19 protein-coding genes are annotated in these 18,922 nt (G+C 47.7%); 6 read left to right on the top strand and 13 right to left on the bottom strand.

Features of this window, described 5'->3' with window-relative positions:
• The first annotated feature begins 2 nt into the window (after positions 1–2).
• Complete coding sequence (locus tag LMED105_RS00955; RefSeq protein WP_008247291.1) at positions 3–1,904, top strand: secretion protein; 1,902 nt, start codon at positions 3–5, stop codon at positions 1,902–1,904.
• Positions 1,905–1,906: 2 nt separating this feature from the next.
• On the opposite strand, the gene LMED105_RS00950 is transcribed toward LMED105_RS00955, so the two are convergent.
• Positions 1,907–2,815, bottom strand: a complete 909-nt coding sequence (locus LMED105_RS00950; protein ID WP_198006766.1) for an AraC family transcriptional regulator — start codon at positions 2,813–2,815, stop codon at positions 1,907–1,909.
• A 173-nt stretch (positions 2,816–2,988) separates the two neighbouring features.
• Here LMED105_RS00950 and LMED105_RS00945 point away from each other — a divergent pair, with 173 nt between their 5' ends.
• Positions 2,989–3,726 (top strand): SDR family oxidoreductase, encoded by a 738-nt coding sequence (locus LMED105_RS00945; RefSeq protein WP_008247279.1) that lies wholly within the window; start codon positions 2,989–2,991, stop codon positions 3,724–3,726.
• On the opposite strand, the gene LMED105_RS00940 is transcribed toward LMED105_RS00945, so the two are convergent.
• From LMED105_RS00940 to LMED105_RS00905, 8 genes are all read right to left on the bottom strand, one after another.
• On the bottom strand, positions 3,715–4,200 hold the full coding sequence (locus LMED105_RS00940; RefSeq protein ID WP_008247277.1) for a mismatch-specific DNA-glycosylase: 486 nt from the start codon (positions 4,198–4,200) through the stop codon (positions 3,715–3,717). The two genes, LMED105_RS00945 and LMED105_RS00940, sit on opposite strands and share 12 nt — an antisense overlap.
• Before the next feature lie 21 nt (positions 4,201–4,221).
• On the bottom strand, positions 4,222–4,770 hold the full coding sequence (locus LMED105_RS00935) for a dihydrofolate reductase family protein (RefSeq protein WP_008247275.1): 549 nt from the start codon (positions 4,768–4,770) through the stop codon (positions 4,222–4,224).
• Positions 4,767–5,321 carry a chlorite dismutase family protein gene (locus LMED105_RS00930; protein ID WP_008247273.1) on the bottom strand — a complete coding sequence of 185 codons (555 nt, stop codon included), beginning with the start codon at positions 5,319–5,321 and terminating at the stop codon, positions 4,767–4,769. The genes LMED105_RS00935 and LMED105_RS00930 overlap by 4 nt, the downstream gene beginning before the upstream one ends.
• Positions 5,322–5,400: 79 nt before the next feature.
• Positions 5,401–5,859 carry an SRPBCC family protein gene (locus LMED105_RS00925; protein ID WP_008247271.1) on the bottom strand — a complete coding sequence of 153 codons (459 nt, stop codon included), beginning with the start codon at positions 5,857–5,859 and terminating at the stop codon, positions 5,401–5,403.
• Between the two features lie 79 nt (positions 5,860–5,938).
• Entirely contained in the window at positions 5,939–6,463 is a 525-nt protein-coding gene (locus LMED105_RS00920) for a nucleotidyltransferase domain-containing protein (RefSeq protein WP_040512153.1), read from the bottom strand.
• A gap of 28 nt (positions 6,464–6,491) precedes the next feature.
• The gene (locus LMED105_RS00915) at positions 6,492–6,899 is read right to left on the bottom strand and encodes a DUF1294 domain-containing protein (protein WP_008247269.1); all 408 of its coding nucleotides are present in this window, start codon (positions 6,897–6,899) and stop codon (positions 6,492–6,494) included.
• A 36-nt stretch (positions 6,900–6,935) separates the two neighbouring features.
• Positions 6,936–7,790, bottom strand: coding sequence for a DNA alkylation repair protein (locus tag LMED105_RS00910; RefSeq protein ID WP_008247268.1), 855 nt, complete (start codon positions 7,788–7,790; stop codon positions 6,936–6,938).
• Positions 7,790–8,191 (bottom strand): SRPBCC family protein, encoded by a 402-nt coding sequence (locus LMED105_RS00905; RefSeq protein ID WP_008247267.1) that lies wholly within the window; start codon positions 8,189–8,191, stop codon positions 7,790–7,792. The genes LMED105_RS00910 and LMED105_RS00905 overlap by 1 nt, the downstream gene beginning before the upstream one ends.
• A gap of 324 nt (positions 8,192–8,515) precedes the next feature.
• Between LMED105_RS00905 and LMED105_RS00900 the strand changes: the two genes are divergently transcribed.
• The 3 genes from LMED105_RS00900 (at position 8,516) to LMED105_RS00890 (ending at position 15,821) form a co-directional block, all read left to right on the top strand.
• Entirely contained in the window at positions 8,516–9,319 is an 804-nt protein-coding gene (locus LMED105_RS00900) for a DUF3800 domain-containing protein (RefSeq protein WP_050771113.1), read from the top strand.
• A 142-nt stretch (positions 9,320–9,461) separates the two neighbouring features.
• Positions 9,462–14,897, top strand: coding sequence for a site-specific integrase (locus tag LMED105_RS00895; RefSeq protein ID WP_008247264.1), 5,436 nt, complete (start codon positions 9,462–9,464; stop codon positions 14,895–14,897).
• A complete protein-coding gene (locus tag LMED105_RS00890; protein WP_008247259.1) occupies positions 14,898–15,821 on the top strand; it encodes a hypothetical protein in 924 nt (307 codons plus the stop codon).
• Between the two features lie 84 nt (positions 15,822–15,905).
• Here LMED105_RS00890 and LMED105_RS17125 read toward each other — a convergent pair whose 3' ends face one another.
• The 4 genes from LMED105_RS17125 to LMED105_RS17120 all read right to left on the bottom strand — a co-directional run bounded on the left by LMED105_RS17125 (position 15,906) and on the right by LMED105_RS17120 (position 17,865).
• Positions 15,906–16,193: an NAD(P)-binding protein gene (locus tag LMED105_RS17125; RefSeq protein ID WP_083797051.1), complete on the bottom strand. Its 288-nt coding sequence runs from the start codon at positions 16,191–16,193 to the stop codon at positions 15,906–15,908.
• The gene (locus tag LMED105_RS00880) at positions 16,150–16,953 is read right to left on the bottom strand and encodes an alpha/beta fold hydrolase (protein ID WP_008247257.1); all 804 of its coding nucleotides are present in this window, start codon (positions 16,951–16,953) and stop codon (positions 16,150–16,152) included. Before LMED105_RS00880 ends, LMED105_RS17125 begins: the two co-directional genes overlap by 44 nt.
• Before the next feature lie 88 nt (positions 16,954–17,041).
• On the bottom strand, positions 17,042–17,533 hold the full coding sequence (locus LMED105_RS00875) for a PaaI family thioesterase (RefSeq protein ID WP_008247256.1): 492 nt from the start codon (positions 17,531–17,533) through the stop codon (positions 17,042–17,044).
• The gene (locus LMED105_RS17120; protein WP_350105378.1) at positions 17,530–17,865 is read right to left on the bottom strand and encodes a PaaI family thioesterase; all 336 of its coding nucleotides are present in this window, start codon (positions 17,863–17,865) and stop codon (positions 17,530–17,532) included. Before LMED105_RS17120 ends, LMED105_RS00875 begins: the two co-directional genes overlap by 4 nt.
• A 396-nt stretch (positions 17,866–18,261) precedes the next feature.
• Between LMED105_RS17120 and LMED105_RS00865 the strand changes: the two genes are divergently transcribed.
• Positions 18,262–18,918 carry a TetR/AcrR family transcriptional regulator gene (locus tag LMED105_RS00865; protein WP_008247251.1) on the top strand — a complete coding sequence of 219 codons (657 nt, stop codon included), beginning with the start codon at positions 18,262–18,264 and terminating at the stop codon, positions 18,916–18,918.
• Positions 18,919–18,922: the final 4 nt, after the last annotated feature.

Below are 18,922 nucleotides of genomic sequence, written 5' to 3'. Positions count from 1 at the left end.
TCATGAACACATTCATTCCCAACATGCGCCTTCGTAAACTGGCCACCGCTGTGGCACTGGCTGTGTGTATTGCACAACCTGCCACCGCACAGGACAACGCAGCGCGTTCCTTCGTTGACATGGTGAAAGAGGTACCGCTGGTGCCTACCGACATGCGCGATTCGGAAATGCTGAGCAAAGTAACCGAAGCGGTGCAATACATCAAACGCCTTGAATTGCCCGAGGCACATTTCGCCGTGAACGAGGCTTTGCAGCTTGACCCACGAAATTCTCACCTGCATTCTCTGAATGGTTTTGTGTACCACCTGCAAGCGCGCCAGGGCGACACACAAAAAGGCGAGATGGCCATGGAAGGCTATGAACAAGCCTTGCGCATCGACCCCAGCAACTGGATTGCCCAAGAGTTTCTGGGCCTGGCCCAAATGGACCTGAAGCAGTTTGACAAAGCCAAGCGCGCATTCTCGGAAGTGCTGTTGTTAACGCCTGAAAGTGCCGTGTCCATTTACGGCCTCATGGTGGCTTCATATGTTACGGGCGATGCAAAAACCGCCTGTGCCATGGCCACACAATTCAGAAAGGTTGCGACAGAGTTGTCGCATGGATTCATTCGCTCAAGCATTGCCGTGTACGCCTCGTGCGCAGACTTCGAGCGTGCCAATGTGATGCGTGATGTGTTGAAAAACCTGAACAATGCCGGACCAGAAGTTGAACGCGCGGATCGCCGTGTTGCGCAATGGAAAAGTTTTTACAGCAGCCAAAAGGTGTCGTTGAAACAGCAGCCAGAGCAACTTGCGCAAGCATTCGACCTGCCTGCCATTCCCTACCCAACGCCGCGACCGCCCGCCGAGGTTCAGCCCGACACTGCCACTGAAACGCCAGCCGCAGCAACCTCAGCAACTGAAGCAGCACCCGCAGCCCAAGACCCCGCCGGCGGCCCGCGCATGCTGTTGATTGATGTCATTTTGCTGTCGACCCAGGAATTGATTTCTACATCCAAGGGCGTGAACCTGCTGAACGCACTCACCCTGCAACTGGGCAATGTGGCGGGCAATGTGGCCGCTTATTCCCGGGTGAACAACTCAACCGTGACCAACGGCGGGCCTGCCGATGTCAGCACAGCGATTACACGGGCAGTGACCATTCCCGCCCTGTCGTATTCACTGAACATCGCGAACGCCAACAGCTCGCTGAACGAAGTGCTGGCACGCCCCACTCTGGCTGCAATCGAAGGCCTGCCTTCCGAGTTTTTCTCGGGCACGAATTTGAGTGCAGGTTTTGTATCCACCAGTGTGCAGGGTGGTACCACAGTGGTGCCACTGGAAAAAAGAATTGGTATCAAGCTGGCCGTAACCCCTGTATTTTTACCGCAAGGCCGCATACAACTGAAAGTGGAAGCGCAACGCACCAACCTGAATGCCACCACCGAAAACCCGCGCGTGGCCTACCAAATTGAAATTGGTGAAACCACCGCCAATGCCAACGTGGTGATGAACCTTGGCGACACACTGGTGTTGAGTGGTCTGAGCGAGAAATCGAGCGCCAGCAACCGCGATGGCGTGCCAGGTCTGCAAGACGTACCCGGTTTGCAATACCTGTTTTCCAACAAACGCACCAACGACCTGCAACGTTCCGTATTGATACTGGTTACACCCCGTTCGCCAGTCCAGGTTTCCAGCGCGGCGCAAGAAGAGGCGCAGTCGATGGATCAGCGCATGAAAATGCTGCGCGAGAAGTTCGGGTTTTCAAACAGCATGCCGGGCAATATTGAAGCAGTGATGACCCAGCTTGATTCAAACGACTTCTTCCGCGAATTCCGGCAAGGCGATGTGACCATGGAACGTTGGGAACGGATGAGAACAACAGGCGATCGATTGAAAGAAGCCTTGGAGTTTTTGTATTACTAGGCTTAAGACAACGCCAAAATGGATTGGCTGTACTGACTTTCCTGCACAGGTGTGCGGCCGAAGTATCGTTTGAATTCCCGACTGAATTGTGACGGACTTTCGTAGCCCACCATGGCCGACACCTGGGCAGCACTGATGCCTTTTCTGATCATCATGAGTCGGGCCTGATGCAGCCGGATTGCCTTGATGTACTGGATTGGCGTGCTTGATGTCACCGACTTGAAGTGCGCATGAAATGTAGGAACGCTCATATTGGCTTCTTGAGCCAAAGTAGCCACATCGAGTGCACAATGGTAGTTTGAGTGAATCAGTTTCAATACCTTTGCCACCCGCGATAAATAGCTGTCAGATGAAAAGGCAAGGCGCAAGCTTCTGCCCTGCTCGCCTGTTAAAACCCGGTATGTGATTTCTTTGATGACAGAAGAACCCAGCACGCGCGACTCGGTCGGAGACTGCAATATTTCAAGTAGCCTGAAGACTGAATCACCCAGCTTTGCATCCATTCGGGATGCAAACAAAGGCGGCACCGCTTCACCCTGATCCACAACGGACTCTTTCAAATCCAGTAACAGCTCAGCGGCCATTTCAAAATCCACACGAATGATCAAACCCAAAAGCGGCTTCTCTGCAGTGGCCTGGGTTTCAACATCAAACGGAAGGGGGACAGACACCACCAAGTAATGATTTGCATCGTAGGTGTAAATATTCCCATCGTGAAATCCATGTTTTGTACCCTGAATCACAATCACGATGCTTGGCTCATACAGCGCGGGCATTCTGGCCAATGCCCCGTTGCAGCGCATGAATGTAACGCCGCTTAGTGCTGACTCAGAATACCCCTCTGTGGTCGCCAATTGTTGAGTTATGGCCACCATGCGAGGGTCTCGCAACCCGAATAATTCATCCGTCATATCAACCACCTTCGCGAATGCGCCACTTGCCGGTTAACGATATTACTCGCAGTCTGTAGGAATATTAAAAACATACTTCTAGGCAATACTCCAAGAGGAATCTGCATTTTCGCAATCAAGCCCAATCCTTACTATGGAAGTTCAACTTTCAACCTAATTCAGGGGGTTCTGAGATGCAACAATCGTTGGCAAGCAAGACAATTTTAATCACCGGCGCAAGCAGCGGCATTGGTGAAGCAACGGCAAGATTACTCAGCGAACAAGGTCATCGAATCGTGATGGGTGCGCGACGGACCGACCGACTCAAATCCATTGCAGACAACTTGAAGTGGAATGGCGGTCAGGTGACATACCAACAAGTCGACGTAACTCAACTGGCCGACCTTGAGGCGCTTGTTGACCTGGCGGTTGAAACATATGGTGGTGTCGATGTGATTGTCAACAACGCGGGAGTCATGCCGCTCTCGCCGATGAATGCTTTGAAAACAGATGAATGGAATCAAATGATCGATGTCAACATCAAGGGCGTGCTAAACGGGATTGCAGCTGTCTTGCCGATCATGAATGAACAGAAGAGTGGACAGATCATCAACATTTCTTCGATTGGTGGACTTTATGTGGTGCCGACCGGTGCGGTTTATTGCGCCACAAAGTATGCGGTCAGGGCGATCTCTGACGGCTTGCGTCAAGAGAATGACCGCCTTCGCGTGACCTGTGTTTATCCAGGTGTGGTGGAATCGGAATTGGCCAACACCATTACGGATACCGCTGCAGCAACAGCGATGAAAAGCTTCCGCGAAATCGCATTGAAACCTGAGGCAATTGCAACTGCAATCGCACATGTCATCAATCAGCCCAGCGATGTAGACACCAGTGAAATTGTGGTTCGCCCCACGGCATCACCGGCATAAAGCCGCCAATTCCTGCCACGGTTCGATACGCCAATGGCTTCGAGCCAGGCCAGAGGGCGATGGCAACACAAACAACACTGTGTTGCCAATTTTTTCATGCTGTAAACCGCACTGTACTTTACAACCCAGAAACTCTTGCCCGGCACGCTTGCTGGTGAAAGCCAGAATTTTAGGGTTGAAGTGCAGAATTTTTTCACGCAATTGGCTAGGCCCGAAATCCGATTTTTTCAATGAACTGTCTGCACCATATACCTGCTTGGCGAGATCAGTCAGCCCCAATTTATATTGAGTGATGCCCTGGAAATCTTTCGGTGAAACCTGATGCGGCGTTAAACCCACTTCAAACAAGGTACGCCAAAATGCATTGCCCGCATTGGCGTAATAGGCGCCGCGCTGGGCGGATACCGTGCCGGGGGCTGTACCGCAGAAAACAATGTTCAGATTGGCTTGAAGCAGGTCGGGGAGGATTGGCATTGTTGTAATACAAACTGCGATTTACACTGCCCTGTGAACAAGGTATTCACTTTGCACAAATCCAAACGGATAAGCCTTGGTGCTTTTGTGTTTCAACTTTACATCTGACGATAACTTGCCAAATAACGGTTTTCCCTTGCCCAGCAACACTGGAATGGTAGTCACCGTGATGCTGTTGACCAAACCTTCAGCCAAGAAACTTTGAATGGTTTGCCCACCATCCAGGTACACCTTTTTAACACCCTGCTGGCTAAGCCTTTCGATAAGCACTGCAGGACGCTCACTGCTAACTGACACGCTGGAAGGTACGCTGGCCGGTAACTCAATTCCCTTTCGGCTCACCACCACCGGGGTTGAACCATAGGGCCAAGGCGTGAAGGTCAGCACTTGTTCAAAGGTATTTCGGCCCATCACCAACACATCCACATCGGCCATGAATTGACCATAACCACAATCTTCATCAGGTGGTACCACTTGATTGGCCTCATTCAACCAGTCGATGCTGCCGTCTTCGCGGGCAATAAAACCATCCAGGCTGGTTGCAATAAAAACTGCACATTGAATTGTCACAGACTATCCTTCACCAAACGAATATCGACTTCACGTTCCACATACTTCCATTCTTCCGAGGTGCGTAATTTTACGAGCAATTCATCAAACGCATCGGTGTGCTCGGGTGCGAATTCAAACCAGGTTAAAAAGTCAAAGGGCTCGCCAAGATCGCGCGAGTGGTGCAATTGCCGGGCAATTTCAGGCAAGTAGGCCAAGCCAATTTCCGTGTGGTGGGACTGTGCCTCGAATATTGCCCGACGTTCGTCTTGCGACAAAGCCCACCACTGCGCATTTTTCTTGATTGGAATCAGTGCAGCGCAAGTCGAGGCTGGGCGGCTCAATCCCTCTTGCTTTGCGCGCAGCTGATTGATTTCATGACGCTCGGCATAGCGCACATTGCTGGTAAAACCCTGAAGCATCCAGGTGCCGCGCTGGCTTAGCTGGCTTGCAGCAGTGTTTACCACATTCAGCCTTGGCACAGCCTCAATAGGCGCTCCCACAACGGTATCGCAACGGGTAACACGCCACTGGCCTTCTTGGCCACCAATGAAGGAGTAGTGATTGTTCATGTGGGGAATGGGGTATCGGTTTGAATCATCAATATCCCAGCTTGCCTCACACGGGTCAAGCGCCGAAATACAATTTTTCTTAACTATGATCTGGAATATCAGGCTCAACCAACTTGGCCAGTTGCTCCAGCGATTCTTGCCAGCCCAGATAGCACATTTCAACAGGGATGACTGAGGGAATTCCTTCCTGAACAATCCGTAACTCGGTACCACAAGCCACAGTTTTGAGGTCAACAGTGACCACCATTTCACCAGGAAGGCTTTCGTCGTTAAAGCGATCCGTGTGGCGAATGCGTTGATTGGGTACAAGCTCAATGTAGTTCACTTCGAATGTATGACTACTGCCGGTGCTGAAGTTATTAAACGACATGCGGTAACCGCCACCCTCGCGAACGTCCATTTCATGGATAGTGCCCGTGAAGCCATAAGGTGGGCTCCAGTATTCCAACGCGCTTTTATCAGTGAAAGCCTTGTAAACCCGCTCTGCTGGCGCGCGCAATACCCTGTGCAACTTCACTGTACCTGTGTTGTTCGACATCGTGATCTCCTTGAAAGTTATGCCTACCGGGATAGTCGAACGAGACAACGCGAAATCGACAGTTGGAAAATAAATTTATTTAGCGTGTATCGAACTGCTTTCTCAAACTGATCACGGTGTTATCGCCCAATGCTTCGCAAACAAGGACATGGGAAAAAACATGTTTCTGTGGCCACTGCGCACGAGGCACTTCATCTTCGTAATAGAAATAGTCCCACAGTATTGCCGCCCAGCTGTTGCAGCGAATGGGCAATTGATCAATCACACCCTCTTTTGGCATCGGGCATGAACCGGGCGGCGTGTCTTCAATTTCGTACGCCGAATCGTTGAAATAGGCTGGCTCACAATCGAGAAGCAAACCTTGAACTACCGCCAAGAAGCCATAGTCGGTTTGTTCAGTAATCTGCCCGTCCATTTGGAGAATCAGATTCTCAAAGTCTGCTTGTCTGTCTGCGGGAAAGGTTAGATCTATGTCATCGTGCTCGCGCGTAATTCGACCCAAACGGGCATCAATTGCCCAGCCACCGCCTATCCACAACGGCAAGTCAAGAGCGTCTGCCGCCGTGAAAATTGTTTTGATGAGAGGAATGTGCAGGTGATTCACTTCGTTTGGCCTTTTTTCCAATCGACGGTCAGAATACCCAATACGCTTGGCCATTGGGGGAGGCCAGCACAAGGAACAAAGCGACATTCAGAAATACCGTTAACCAGAAAACAAACCGAAACGGAGCCTTGTTCGACTTGTGCCTGAGCCTATGTTGACCCACAAGTGCGCCGGGCCAACCACCCAACAAGGACAACCAGTGCAAGGTGCTTTCAGAGGTACGCCACTTTCCCTTCCTGGCTGCTGATTTATCCATGGCATAAGCGATGTAAGTCAAAACGCTAACAACCACGTAAATCAGGGCCAGCAGCAGCGGCTGATTCCAAAGCAGGCTCACCACACCAAACAAAAAAACGAAGGCAGGAATCGCCAAAAACGACCATGTTCCCCACTGCGCGGGAACCTCATTGTTGGCGATTTTTGAATGCCGTTGCATGAACAAATACCTCGATTTAAGCTTGATTGTCGTGATTCAAACCTTCGCCTTCACCCGAATTTCCAAAGCCCTGGCATCGCCCTTCTTGGCATGGTAGCGAACTGCATGGCGTACCACCCATTTCAATTCAGAAGACGCACCCGCCTGCAGCCAACGTTCGCATGTAGAAAAAGCAATTTCCGGGTGGTCTTTGGCAATGTCGCCAAGGTGATTGGCCACACTGCGGCGCACATAAAGCGACTCGTCATTTTTCAAGTATTCGAGTATGGGCAAAGTGGGTTGGGGATTGGCCACAAACGACTGGATCCGTTTTCCCCACGGCAGCTTGGGGCGAGTGCCCTCACTACACAATCGCCTCACATGCGGGTTGGGGTCACTTAACCACTGGGTAACTTGTGCCAGGGTGCGTTCTTGTTGGTCAATAAGAAAAGGTCGAATGGCAAATTCAGCGGTGAAACGCATGGTGAGTTCACGCAACGCTTGCATGGACACATCGAATGGATCTTCGCCACCATTGTAACTTGGGTCCAAACCGAAATCGGCAATGAAAAAACTGTGTGGCATGTAGAAAAACCCTGCTAAGCCCAAGGACCCTACTTCGGTTTCTGCCGGGGTGAAGGAGTCGATCAGAATGGACACCGCTTGCTTGTAATTGCCGGGTAAAAATTCGCGCAACGATTTGGCAATGTGTTGCGCGCGCTGCATCAGCTCAAGTGGTTCAAGATCGGTCAACGCATGCTGGCAAAATGTTTTCGCCGGAAATGTCTTGTGCACATACAGAATGTTCTGCGCCAGGCACTCGATCGATTCTCGGTTCATCAACACCTTGAGCGGCGTGCCTTTTTGAATCGCGTTGGGCGCCAGCGGAACCGTGGGGGGACGTGGCGGCATCAGCTTTCAGATTCGAGAAGTGTTTTCAAAGTGTGCAAGTCATGTGCTACCGCTTGGGCGTCTTCCTCGAATTGCTGCTGCGACATACCCGGTTGCTGAAACAAAGTGAAGGTCAATTCGCTGCCCTCACCATTGAGCACCACTCGCATGGGGTTGTGCACCACCACGCCCGACTCAAGCTGCACATCGTGATCCAGCACACCGAAGTTGTTGGCTGGCGCGAATGTGATTCTCACTTTGCCGAATGGGGCTTCAGCCACCCAGGCATCACCTTGTTTTGTTACTTCAGTGCGGGCCAGGCCTGCCGCCCAAGAGGGAAGGTTTTCGGGGTTTGAGGCGAAAGCGTATACATCAGGCGGGGTGCGATTGATGAATGTGGTGATGTGTAGGGTGTTGAGCATTTCATTAACTTACACGAATGATTTGCTCAATGATACAAAGAATGGCGCGGCTGGCGGGGATCGAACCTTCGGAGGCCAAGGGGAAAAGATGTATCTCATACAACTTACATTCACTCTAAACGACGTTAATTCGCGCTTTTCAAGACGATGTGCATTTCTATACTTTGTTGCTTTCACACACAAACTGTGAGATAACACCATTTAACGTCTCGGTACTATTTCGCTATTTTTGTGGTTTTTGGAGTCTCGGCCCACTTTGCGGCACATCCGTAGGCGACTGAATTTTGTTCGTCACAGACTTTTCAAAGTCACTGCGAGACCACAATGAGCAGCAAAACCGACCAAACCACACCCAGCTTATTCAGTGACTACATCGTCTATGTCGACGAAAGTGGTGACCATGGCATGCAAAATTTGGATCCAAACTATCCAATTTTCGTCCTTGCCTTTTGCATATTTCACAAAAGGCATTACGCCAATCGCGTTGTTTCCGCACTGCACCAATTCAAGTTCCAGCACTTCGGTCATGACTTGGTTGTACTACATGAACACGACATCAGAAAAGAAAAAGGCGCATTCACCTTCAAAAGCAAGCTGCAAAAAACCAAATTCCTGGACGAACTGAGTCAACTAATCAAAACCCACAACTTTATTCTGGCTAGTTGTGTCATCGACAAATCAAAACTCAAAGGCTCGCCTGACCAAAACGAGAACCCCTATCATTTAGCACTAGGCTTTTGTTTGGAAACACTCTATGAGTTCCTGCAGGAGAAGAGTCAGCACAAGCAACTCACCCACGTAGTCTTTGAATGTCGAGGTAAAAAAGAAGACGACGAGTTAGAGCTTGAGTTTCGTCGGATGACCGATGGAGCAAATCGCGTTGGAATCAACTTCCCTTTTGAGATTATTTTTGCGGATAAAAAGGTGGATTCCCCTGGCCTGCAACTGGCTGACCTCGTCGCTAGGCCGATTGGCCTTAACATTCTGCGCCCCGATCAACCAAACAGTGCTTTTGAAATCTTGAAGGAGAAGTTTTATTGCTCTGGAGGTCGAAAAAACGTCGGGCAAGGATATGAAAATTGGGGCTTAAAAGTTTATCCGCCCCAAAAAAGCGAAAAGCCCCGATGAAACCCACCGAGGCTATAGCGCCGACCGGGAGCCCCCAATCCACTTGCTCGAAGTGTAAGCGATATAGCTTGTTCAAATCAAGTCTTCTCGGTGCAATCGTAACGATATTTGCAACGATGTTGTCAAGCTGGGACACCGCCATATGAAAAATATCCCCAACTGGAATCCAAATCTAATCCAAGACTGTGGCCAGTTTGAGGATGCGCTTGCAGCGGTAACCGACAAAATAGACCTTCCCGCTCACTTTGTAACCAATTTAAGACGAAGCTGGGCAATCGGGGAAGATCTACGTCTTCATAACGGGCTACGTAATCATAAGGTTGAGTCGGAAATTACTATCCCTTTTGCGGGAGGGGGCTTTCTCCATTACTGCCTTGGCTGGCTATGCACTACGCACTACAGGGAAACTTTACAAGCATGGTCGCACCAAGATGATTTCTACAGAAACCTCCACCATCTGATCCATATAATCCGAAGCTACGATGCTTACGGAGCATGTGATCAGCAATTACAAACTATCAATACAAAACGACCGATTTTCAGAGCTCAGCAAATTTCACGCGGTGAATACCCAATTGTTGAGCTGCTTTTTCAAAGTTGGCAGCAGCATCCCAATTTCGGCTATACACAAACCGCTTTGCTAATATTAAAGCAGTTGTTTGAATGCTATTGTTTCACCCATGGAAGCGTGATATTTCGCATGCCCCATCTTAAATTTCTCAATGAGATACGCCAAACTTTTGCGCCAGTAAACGAAAACCAAAACCGTGATTTTCTGATCCATCTGTTTCAACGCTTCGACAAGCCATCGAAAAGTGAAAAAGTATTCAAGGAAAAGTTAGAAACTGAACTTCGTCTATCGAGATCAACGACTGTTCTTCCAAACGATAACGAAACGAAATATCAGAGGAATATTCAGAAGAGTTTCTTGAATTTCTTTTCTCCGTCTGAAAAACCTGTTCTTTACTTTGGTCCAGACTCTCTTTCAGGGATCCAGTCTTTGAAATTGAACAGGTACAAAATAAACGATGATGATGGCAAGGAAGTCCGGAGGTTAAAAGCGCTTTTTAAACAGAACTTCAGTAATGCGCAACCAGACGACCACACTGGTTCAAACATTGACGGTCATACCAAGGGACAACAAAACAACAATCAGGACGCCCCTGAGCTAGAGGCAAAAGCCATTGGGCAAGTACTGCTTGATTTCAACCTTTCGACCTATTTCCCGACCAACCCACACTTGCCGCTTCAGGCTGAACATATCAGTGCCTACGCAACTTTGGAGGCGGGCAACACCAGCGAAATCACCAATGACACTTTAGCAGACGTGTTAATTTGGATCGGATATCAAATCGGTGCCAACCTTGAAGGTGCGCTAGCACTCAGAGTCCATCATCTGCCAGAACCGGAGTTTGGATTCATGGAGGATTTTTCCGCGATATGGAGACTTCGTCCATCACTTCAACATATCGGCAAAACGACTTTTCTTCATTCAGCTCTTTTGCCGTCCGAAAGGATAGAGCGGAGATCTCTACCCACCAAACTCCAAAACTTTCTAAAGGACCAATGGAATATTCAAACCCATGAGAGCCTCTACGACCTGGCGATTGATAGAAAGTTCGATCCTGAGAAAATTGATCAGGTAAAAGTACATTTCGGGTTTGAATCGAATGCCTGGCTGCAAAGCAGCCGACGACTGATGCTCCTTGCACAAGGGCATCCAGAATCGGCAGCAATGTTGATACAAAAAAACGCTCGATCAGAGCTTCCTTCGAAATGCGCCTACTATTCCGTAATCCACAAAGAGAAAAACGTCGCGGGCTCCCCTTACGCTTTTGATCTTGAGAAATTTAGAGCCGATGTAGCTATCATGGTTAGCCAATTAAAGCATGCCATAAACAGCAAATCACTTTGCATGTCTTGGAATGCTTGGGTTACCTACTTGATCTTCCGGATCTATCTAACAACGGGCGGGCGACCCGTTAAAGATGCATATTGCGATCTTGATTTATTCACAGACACTTTTGATCTCACGATTGTTGATGACAAAGATGTTTTACTAAGGGAGCCAAGACGTGTGGTACCACTTTGTAAATCGCTCGCTGATGAAATTGGCATCTCCTATCGAAATGCTCTTAAACGCCTCGCCAATCTACTTCGAACCAACACGCCTAAGCTTTCGAAACAAATCGAATCGCTTCTCGTCACGCCAAGCCTTTCAAACACTCAAGGTATCCCATTTTTCTTTTTCCTGACAGAAAACGGTATTGAAGGTATTTCTGCGGATATAACACTCCTTGAAAATTTCGATACCTTACAGGCCAATTTCTTGCGTCACTTTGTCAGTAACCACTGCGAGATCACCGATAGAGACATTGTGGATGGACTATTAGGCCATGAAAACGACAAGATTCCAGTTTACGGCGCATCAAGCCTAAGAACAATGAATAAGGATCACCAACGAGTTCGTGACTTTGCAGATAGGATCTTAAAGTTCCTAAATATTAGTGAATCCATTGATTTTGAATTCAGTAGCAAAGACGTTGATGTGTGGGGGCAGTCGATACCCAAACGCTTTGGCTTGCAATTGCGAAGGACTGAACATAAAGCATTACACAAGTCAGTTTCAGCGAGGGCCTACCAAGATGCGGAATCAATTATTGAAGGCTTGCGACCTGAACAGAAAGCACAAGATCGAATTGACAAAGCACTCAAACAAGCCCAATTGGAGCTAAGCAACCGGATTCATTTTGATATCTATTTTTACAAGTTCACTCGGTTTCTTCGAAAGTTAGCACCAGGCCTTGACATGAAATTCTTCTCGCGTGTTGGCCGTACCGTCAACGAGAGAGTGCCAATCGACTTTTGTCGAAAATATTCGGAATACCGGGCGTCTCACCCAGGCATCATGGAGATCCTCCAATCCAACACCCAGGCGAAACAAAAGGTCAATCTTGAATTTCTGTTCGCACTCTCTTTAATCAAGCTAAATGGCATTACCTGTAAAATAGCAATTCAGCAGGTTCTAAAAGGAAATTACCTGCTTGGAACAGTATCCGATAAAACATTTATTGACATTCATTTTGTCGATACGCAGCCCCATCCGCTCACTCCGGTCAGACGGCACGAGCTTCATCGCCTGTCAATTCACTATTATGAACGGCTGGTCAATCAACTAAGCTTTCGCCAGAGCAGCAATAATTTGGAAAAACTAGGGCGTGACCTGCAGGCTAAAATAAATCGCCTCGGAGTCAGTGGATCATCGCTTAACACCAAAAAAGACCTACTTTATTATTTCGCTGAAATTGAGCAATCCTACCAACTATACGAATTACCCGGTTGTTTGTCCGCGATTGCCTCAGGCGACACCAAGCATCGCAGCTCAAATTATCTAAGCTTTCAACAACTCACTGATCCTGACACAGATCACGTGGCAAGTAACGCTCGACTAGCGCCCGCAACTAAGTATCTCTCGCATGAAGTTATAGCGACCGATGCGATTGCATATCCCGATCCCGGTAACAAAGACCCTAATCCATCCCAAGCGACCGCTACAAGCTCATTTGTTAGCGCTACAGGACTCGAAATTAAGGATAACTTTTCTGGGGGCACCCATGACCAAGCCATCGAGGAGAGCTCCACCTCGGACACTTTAACTGACTTCCATGAACAAGGGCTATTGTGTAAATCTGTCGCAAGCCATATTGAAGCAATCATGGATGACGCCCTTGGCGCGATGCTAAGACTAAGTACAGAAATTGCAGCGAGACCCTCTCTGTGTAAATCGGCACTTTTAAGCTATGCCAAAGATATAGAGAGTAGAAGACCCTCTGGACGAAAAAGTTTGGCTAAAAGCACCAAGCTCAATTACTACGGAAGAATTGGGAATCTTTTTAAAGAGACCAACCTCGAGCAGGAAATCGATGATGAACAACTCGATGAGGCAATTGAAACCATTAACGGCTACCTACTGGACAGACAACAGATCCTGCAATCTGCTAAAGACGATCTGCGTCAAATTAGGGACCTATTCTCCAAACTAGCAGAACTGAATCCTTTGATGTCCGTGAAGTTCGACAGTATTGGTGCGGTTTATAACCCAGCCACACATCTCTTTTCTCAGAAAGAACTAAATCTGATCTTTAAAAAAATTCAAGAAACCCAGCCCGAAGCGGTTCAAGCAATTTTTGTTCTTCTTCGTCGTTTTGGTCTGAGGAAAACTGAGTCTCTCTTTCTAAAGCCCGTCAATCTGCAGCTTCTAGATACTACCCCGCTGCTCAGGGTGGTGGGCGATTCTGTTTTTAGACCCAAATTTCCTGCTTCCAATCGCTATGTGTTATCTCAAACTAAAATTACAAGTGAGGAGAAAGGGATCCTTCAAAGAATAAAGCACCGAGCAATCACAGCGAAAGCAAGTTACCTTGGCGATTTGATTCAGTCCTCTGCGCGCGAGATTAGTTTGCGTCTAAACCAAATCATTCGAAATGTTACTTTCAGAGGGAGTATTCACACCCTGCGACATACCTTTGCTGACGAGCTGACATATGGACTTTTTGAGAGTGCAATTTGCTGCAATCCTGACAATCCGTTAACCGGCGAAAGATTGATTCATACAACACCCGAAAACGTGAATCGCAAAACACTATTTGTCGCGAGCAGAATTCTCGGGCATGCAGGAACAACCACGCTACTAGAAACCTATTCACATCGCGGGTTTGAGGTTATCGACTCCTTGTACAACAGTCAATTTTGTGAAGGCGCGCTCGGGAACACTGATACTCAAAGCGAAAGTTTCGCCTTCTCATTGGCTTCAAGATACGGCCTTAAAGGTTCAGCTCATCAACTCGATGAGTCAATAAATCTGCGTACTTTTAACGTCAAAGACTACATTCTCGGATCACTTGATTACCTCAACCAATCTAGCAATACGATAAATCCTTGTTCCACTGCCAACCCGAAAATCGCAAGCCGGCTCTATCATCTTGAAAATATATTTAGATCATTTCCGCCTAACCTACGCCCTGCCCGCTTCGCTCACACGAAAACGAACGGCATTTTCCTGAGCCGAGCCTTCTACGAACGCCTTGAAAAACAATTACCTGATAATGCAGATACTGCTGACTTGATTCACCGAGTGCAGGCAACACCTGCAAAAACATCAGAAATATTGGCTCTTAAACGAATTCCATTTGAACTCAACTCTAACTTTGATCCACTCGGTAACTTCACTGAGGATGCTCATTATGTGATCCGCGAATCGATGAAAGAAAAGGATCTTGTGAATCTCATCCACATTTTAGACCTGCTTCAGTTCCTCGGATTCGACTCCAAAGATTTGTTCTTTTGGTCAAATTCTTACAGTCAAAAATGCGATATTCGGAATGTCTTGACAGATCTTGGACTGAGCACTCGATTCAGCTTATCAGTTGGTCCTGTGCGTCAAACAGTCAAGTTCAATATTGATCTAGAGACAGTGTGGGTCATTGGTGTCAAACGTCAAAAGAAAGACGTGCCTTTTTCGAATACCGAATTTTTCTGGATTGGATTGATTGTACATCTGTTAGCAGGAGGCTACTAAATGACTTTCTATGTAGTTCATAAACTTAAGGTGAAAAATCCGCAATCACTAACAGAGGGCCAGGTATCTGAAAGTGCTAGATTATTCAAAACTACAAAAGCAAATCTTTTCCACAGAATTGCAGCCACTTACAGAGATCAAATTGATAGGTCAATTGAAGTCGGCGACTTGGTTAGTGACTCAGAAAGTGAACTCCGTTATTGGCAACTCGTCTTTGACATTTCATCGACAAAAGAAAATGAGGAAGCAATTTTCGAACGGCTGGATTGGATTGATAATCACATCGTCGATATCGTATCAAGCCTGCAAGGTGTCGTGTTCGAACCGAAGCTCAATAGCATTCACCGTGTAGGTAAGGACGACAACTCTAAACTTGATCATTTAGCCAAGGAACTAATCACACAGCAGGTTCACGAATTTGTTGTCGAACGTCTTGTCGAACACAACCAAATCAAGCTGACTAAGTTTTCTGGCTTGGGCCCAAACTCCGACGTTACAATACACCTCGCAGAACAAGTTAGCGGACTCCAGGACACGACTCGCATTTATAAATTTAAAGGTCGAATCACAAGTTATGATATGAGTCAAAAAACAATCAAGGCATTGCGTAGTGAATCTTCAGATTATCAATCCAAAGAACAGGAACAGCCACTAGATATCAAATTTAACAAAGATGTTGGCCCTGACGATTTATCAGATGAGCGAATGGAAACAACTCGTTCTGGAACTAATCTACAGGCAATGCGAAAACCGCGCGAAGAGACTTTTTACATTAATCCAAGTGACTTCGTGAATGTCGATCATCAGGCCAAATACATGCCGTGGGAAAGAAGATTTAATATGGAAATCGAGTTCCACTATCAGATGCTGGAAAGTCGCAAACAGATATGCCTCAGAATGGACGATGCCTATATGGGCCTGTAAATAAATTTGTGTAAGTGCATTCGGCCAATTAACCTCTTTCGAGGAAATGGACGAATTCACCAGAATACGCACTTGTGGTGATGTCTAAAATCGCCAATTGTATTTATGGCTGCGCATAAGACTAGCCATACCCGCTGGCATGTGTACGAACATATTGGTTTTATCGCTAGGCCCTGCCTCGAATACCAATACCGTGAACTTGCCATTTTCGCTCAACCTATTGGCCAAAACACTTCCGGAGGAGCCAGCTCCCACGCCTATAAAATCATATTGGGCTTGACTGTCCACTAATTTGCTCCTCACAACTGCAATTTGATCAATCTCTGAATTAGTTCCGCCTGCATTCTGGCAACATGATTTTAAGCATCGCATCACGAACTAGCTCAGTTTGTTCCATAGGCAAAAAATGCGTAGTTCCAGCCAGAACCCTCACTTCGGCTGAGGGCAATATCTTTCCAAGACGTCTTTGCGCTAATGATGAGAAAGTTGAAGCGCGCTCCGCAGCTATTGCAACAACAGGACACTTCAACTGACGAATGCCAGGCCACGGGTTATGCTCGGTTTGAGCGAATGTGGAGCTCTCCCACAACGGCGAGCATGCAAGACGAAGACGATCTCCATCCTGTATAAAGGCATGTTGGACATAAGCCTCTAACCAAGACTCGGGCCAAGTCTTGAAGCCACCTCGACCACGATAGTTTTCCAGAGCTGAGACATAAGAATCGAACACATTCCGTCGGCGTGCGGCTCCAGCGGCCAACGACAACCGGTGTGATCGACGCAACAGCTTGGACAACCACAACATTCGGCTTTGCCATGAATCCATTATCACCGGCTCTAAAAGTATCAATCCCAACACTTTGTCTGGCTGGCGAGCAGCCGCCATAATGCTTGATGTAGCACCGATTGAATGACCTCCAAGCCAAACTGGTTCATCCAACTTTGCCAACAACGCGGTTAGATCTTGATAGTAGGTCTCCCAACCGCGAAATGTAGAAGCAACGGCTGCATCAGAACTTGCTCCATGTCCACGCATATCCCAAGCTATGATGTTGCACTCAACGGACAGTTCATCAAGAAGTGGCTTATAAAGACGACCATGGAAACCAGTCGCGTGTGCCCAGTGAAGCATGGGGCGTCCGTCAGACTGAGGCCACCGCCACAAGGTAATCTCTCGACCATCAGCGGCGAGAAATCCGTCTCGTTCGACAGAACATGATTTATTTGTTACCAATACCATCTTGATTCTTCCCGGAAGTAGAGAACAGCAACTGAACAACTCCGTTTGCGATCGGTGCAGTCCTTTCACTCTGCCAACAGCTCACCCTCACCAAACTGGTACGCCGACCTTGACGCACAATCTCCGCGTTCGCGAAAGTAATTTGCGCCGTGGCTGAGCGAAGGTAGTGGATGTTGCTTCCCAGAATACGGGGGCTGCGTAGTTGCGTATCTTCTCTTTGGGCAGCGATACGCGCTGTAATCTCAATCAAGGCTCCGATTACACCGCCGTGTAGTGCTGGCAACATGAAATTACCAATAAAAGCGTCACGGTAAGGCAGTTGAACAAATATCGCCTCATTGTGTTGTTGAACCTCGAGTCCTAAATGCCGTGAGTATGGAATACTATCAAGTAAGGTCTGCCAAGCGTCATACTCGCTCTTTCCATCAAATGGGGTGGGACGAGGATGAGCAGGATCGACAGTACGACTCATGCTCTTCCCCTTGAAGCCTCAGCCACTTGGAAGCGTTGGCCTTGGGTATTTCTTATAAATGTGGCACTACCTGTTGCTAGCGGCACATCATCACCTTCACAGAAGATTTCACAATAGATGAAGGCTACGTCGTCCATAAGATGGCGACAAGTGGCCACCGCCAACAATGAATGACTATCAACAGCGGGTCTTAGGTAATCCATATGCAAACTCAACGTAGCTATAGGAGTTAGCTCCTGTGCCTCAGCGAATACCGCAAGACCGCTGGCCGAGTCAGCTAGTGAATACAAAATACTCGTGCTTACTTCCCTTTTTTCGGAATCGGCGAACATCCATGCCTGTGGGGTTAGACGCATACACACCTTACTGCCATTCACAAAGACTACCTGCATACCTAGATCGCTGTTGTGAGGGACCTGCTCGGTAAAACGCCGCGCAGTCTCTACGGCACCACATTGGTGAACTTTGTTTGGCTCAGTCATCAGATTTGATCGCTCATTAACATTTGGGATTGGCATAAAAAAGACCAAAAGCAATTATTGCCATTGATAGTAATCGCCTAAAAGTTTACACACATCTTAATTTTGGTTGGTGAACCAACTAAAGTCAAGAATATGTTCAAGCGGAAGGGCAACGACTTACACAATGGAATATTATTTGTGTGTAGATTCGGTCCATTTTGACAATGATGAGAAATACAATGTCCCCACTTAGGAGATGTACAAACTATGGTTCAAAAACCGCCCATACCCGATAGTAAACTGGATGATCAGGGCAATGTTTTGTCAAATGCAGCACGACTTTTTCGCGAAAAGGGATTTGAGAAAACCTCACTTAAGGAAATCGCTGAAGCTTGCAATATGCTGCCAGGCAGCCTTTATTATCGATACAACACCAAGGAGGCACTTCTTGTTGAACTGATGCGCCGTGGAATTTACCTGGTAACAGAAGAGGTAGAATTGGCCTATGCCAGTTCGAATGACCCAGTCGAGAAGTTGCGTCTTTGCATCAATGCACATCTTCGAGCTCTGCTGGGTGATTCCGACATGGTCTATGTGCTGCTGTTTGAATGGCGAGCCTTGAGTCCAGAGGCACGGAAGGAAATCATAAAACTGCGTGACCAGTACGAGTCTCTTTGGATAGATATTCTCGAAACAATGATCAGCCAGAGAGTTATTCAGAAAGACGTGGATAGTCGTCTTCTTCGACTGATTGGCCTTGGTGCCCTCAACTGGGTTGCAACATGGTTTGATCCAAATGGCTCCCATACACCGAACGACATTGGCAATTTCGTCTGGCAAGCTATTATCAAAGGTTTGATCAATCAAAATGCTCAGGGCGAACACTTGCACCGGTTAAAGCAGCTCAATCAACCGTTGATTTAGATCA

The sequence above is a fragment of the Limnobacter sp. MED105 genome (genome assembly GCF_000170915.1).
GTDB lineage: Bacteria > Pseudomonadota > Gammaproteobacteria > Burkholderiales > Burkholderiaceae_B > Limnobacter.
The sequence above is the reverse complement of the archived record's forward strand: the minus strand, read 5'-3'. Positions and strand labels throughout refer to the sequence as shown.

Bases quoted from the DNA above. Each gene is read 5' to 3' on its own strand.
- LMED105_RS00955 (WP_008247291.1), top strand. From the start codon at position 3: ATGAACACATTCATTCCCAACATGCGCCTTCGTAAACTGGCCACCGCT.
- LMED105_RS00950 (WP_198006766.1), bottom strand. From the start codon at position 2,815: ATGACGGATGAATTATTCGGGTTGCGAGACCCTCGCATGGTGGCCATA.
- LMED105_RS00945 (WP_008247279.1), top strand. From the start codon at position 2,989: ATGCAACAATCGTTGGCAAGCAAGACAATTTTAATCACCGGCGCAAGC.
- LMED105_RS00940 (WP_008247277.1), bottom strand. From the start codon at position 4,200: ATGCCAATCCTCCCCGACCTGCTTCAAGCCAATCTGAACATTGTTTTC.
- LMED105_RS00930 (WP_008247273.1), bottom strand. From the start codon at position 5,321: ATGAACAATCACTACTCCTTCATTGGTGGCCAAGAAGGCCAGTGGCGT.
- LMED105_RS00925 (WP_008247271.1), bottom strand. From the start codon at position 5,859: ATGTCGAACAACACAGGTACAGTGAAGTTGCACAGGGTATTGCGCGCG.
- LMED105_RS00915 (WP_008247269.1), bottom strand. From the start codon at position 6,899: ATGCAACGGCATTCAAAAATCGCCAACAATGAGGTTCCCGCGCAGTGG.
- LMED105_RS00910 (WP_008247268.1), bottom strand. From the start codon at position 7,790: ATGCCGCCACGTCCCCCCACGGTTCCGCTGGCGCCCAACGCGATTCAA.
- LMED105_RS00905 (WP_008247267.1), bottom strand. From the start codon at position 8,191: ATGCTCAACACCCTACACATCACCACATTCATCAATCGCACCCCGCCT.
- LMED105_RS00900 (WP_050771113.1), top strand. From the start codon at position 8,516: ATGAGCAGCAAAACCGACCAAACCACACCCAGCTTATTCAGTGACTAC.
- LMED105_RS00895 (WP_008247264.1), top strand. From the start codon at position 9,462: ATGAAAAATATCCCCAACTGGAATCCAAATCTAATCCAAGACTGTGGC.
- LMED105_RS00890 (WP_008247259.1), top strand. From the start codon at position 14,898: ATGACTTTCTATGTAGTTCATAAACTTAAGGTGAAAAATCCGCAATCA.
- LMED105_RS17125 (WP_083797051.1), bottom strand. From the start codon at position 16,193: ATGCGATGCTTAAAATCATGTTGCCAGAATGCAGGCGGAACTAATTCA.
- LMED105_RS00880 (WP_008247257.1), bottom strand. From the start codon at position 16,953: ATGCTTCACTGGGCACACGCGACTGGTTTCCATGGTCGTCTTTATAAG.
- LMED105_RS00875 (WP_008247256.1), bottom strand. From the start codon at position 17,533: ATGAGTCGTACTGTCGATCCTGCTCATCCTCGTCCCACCCCATTTGAT.
- LMED105_RS17120 (WP_350105378.1), bottom strand. From the start codon at position 17,865: ATGTTCGCCGATTCCGAAAAAAGGGAAGTAAGCACGAGTATTTTGTAT.
- LMED105_RS00865 (WP_008247251.1), top strand. From the start codon at position 18,262: ATGGTTCAAAAACCGCCCATACCCGATAGTAAACTGGATGATCAGGGC.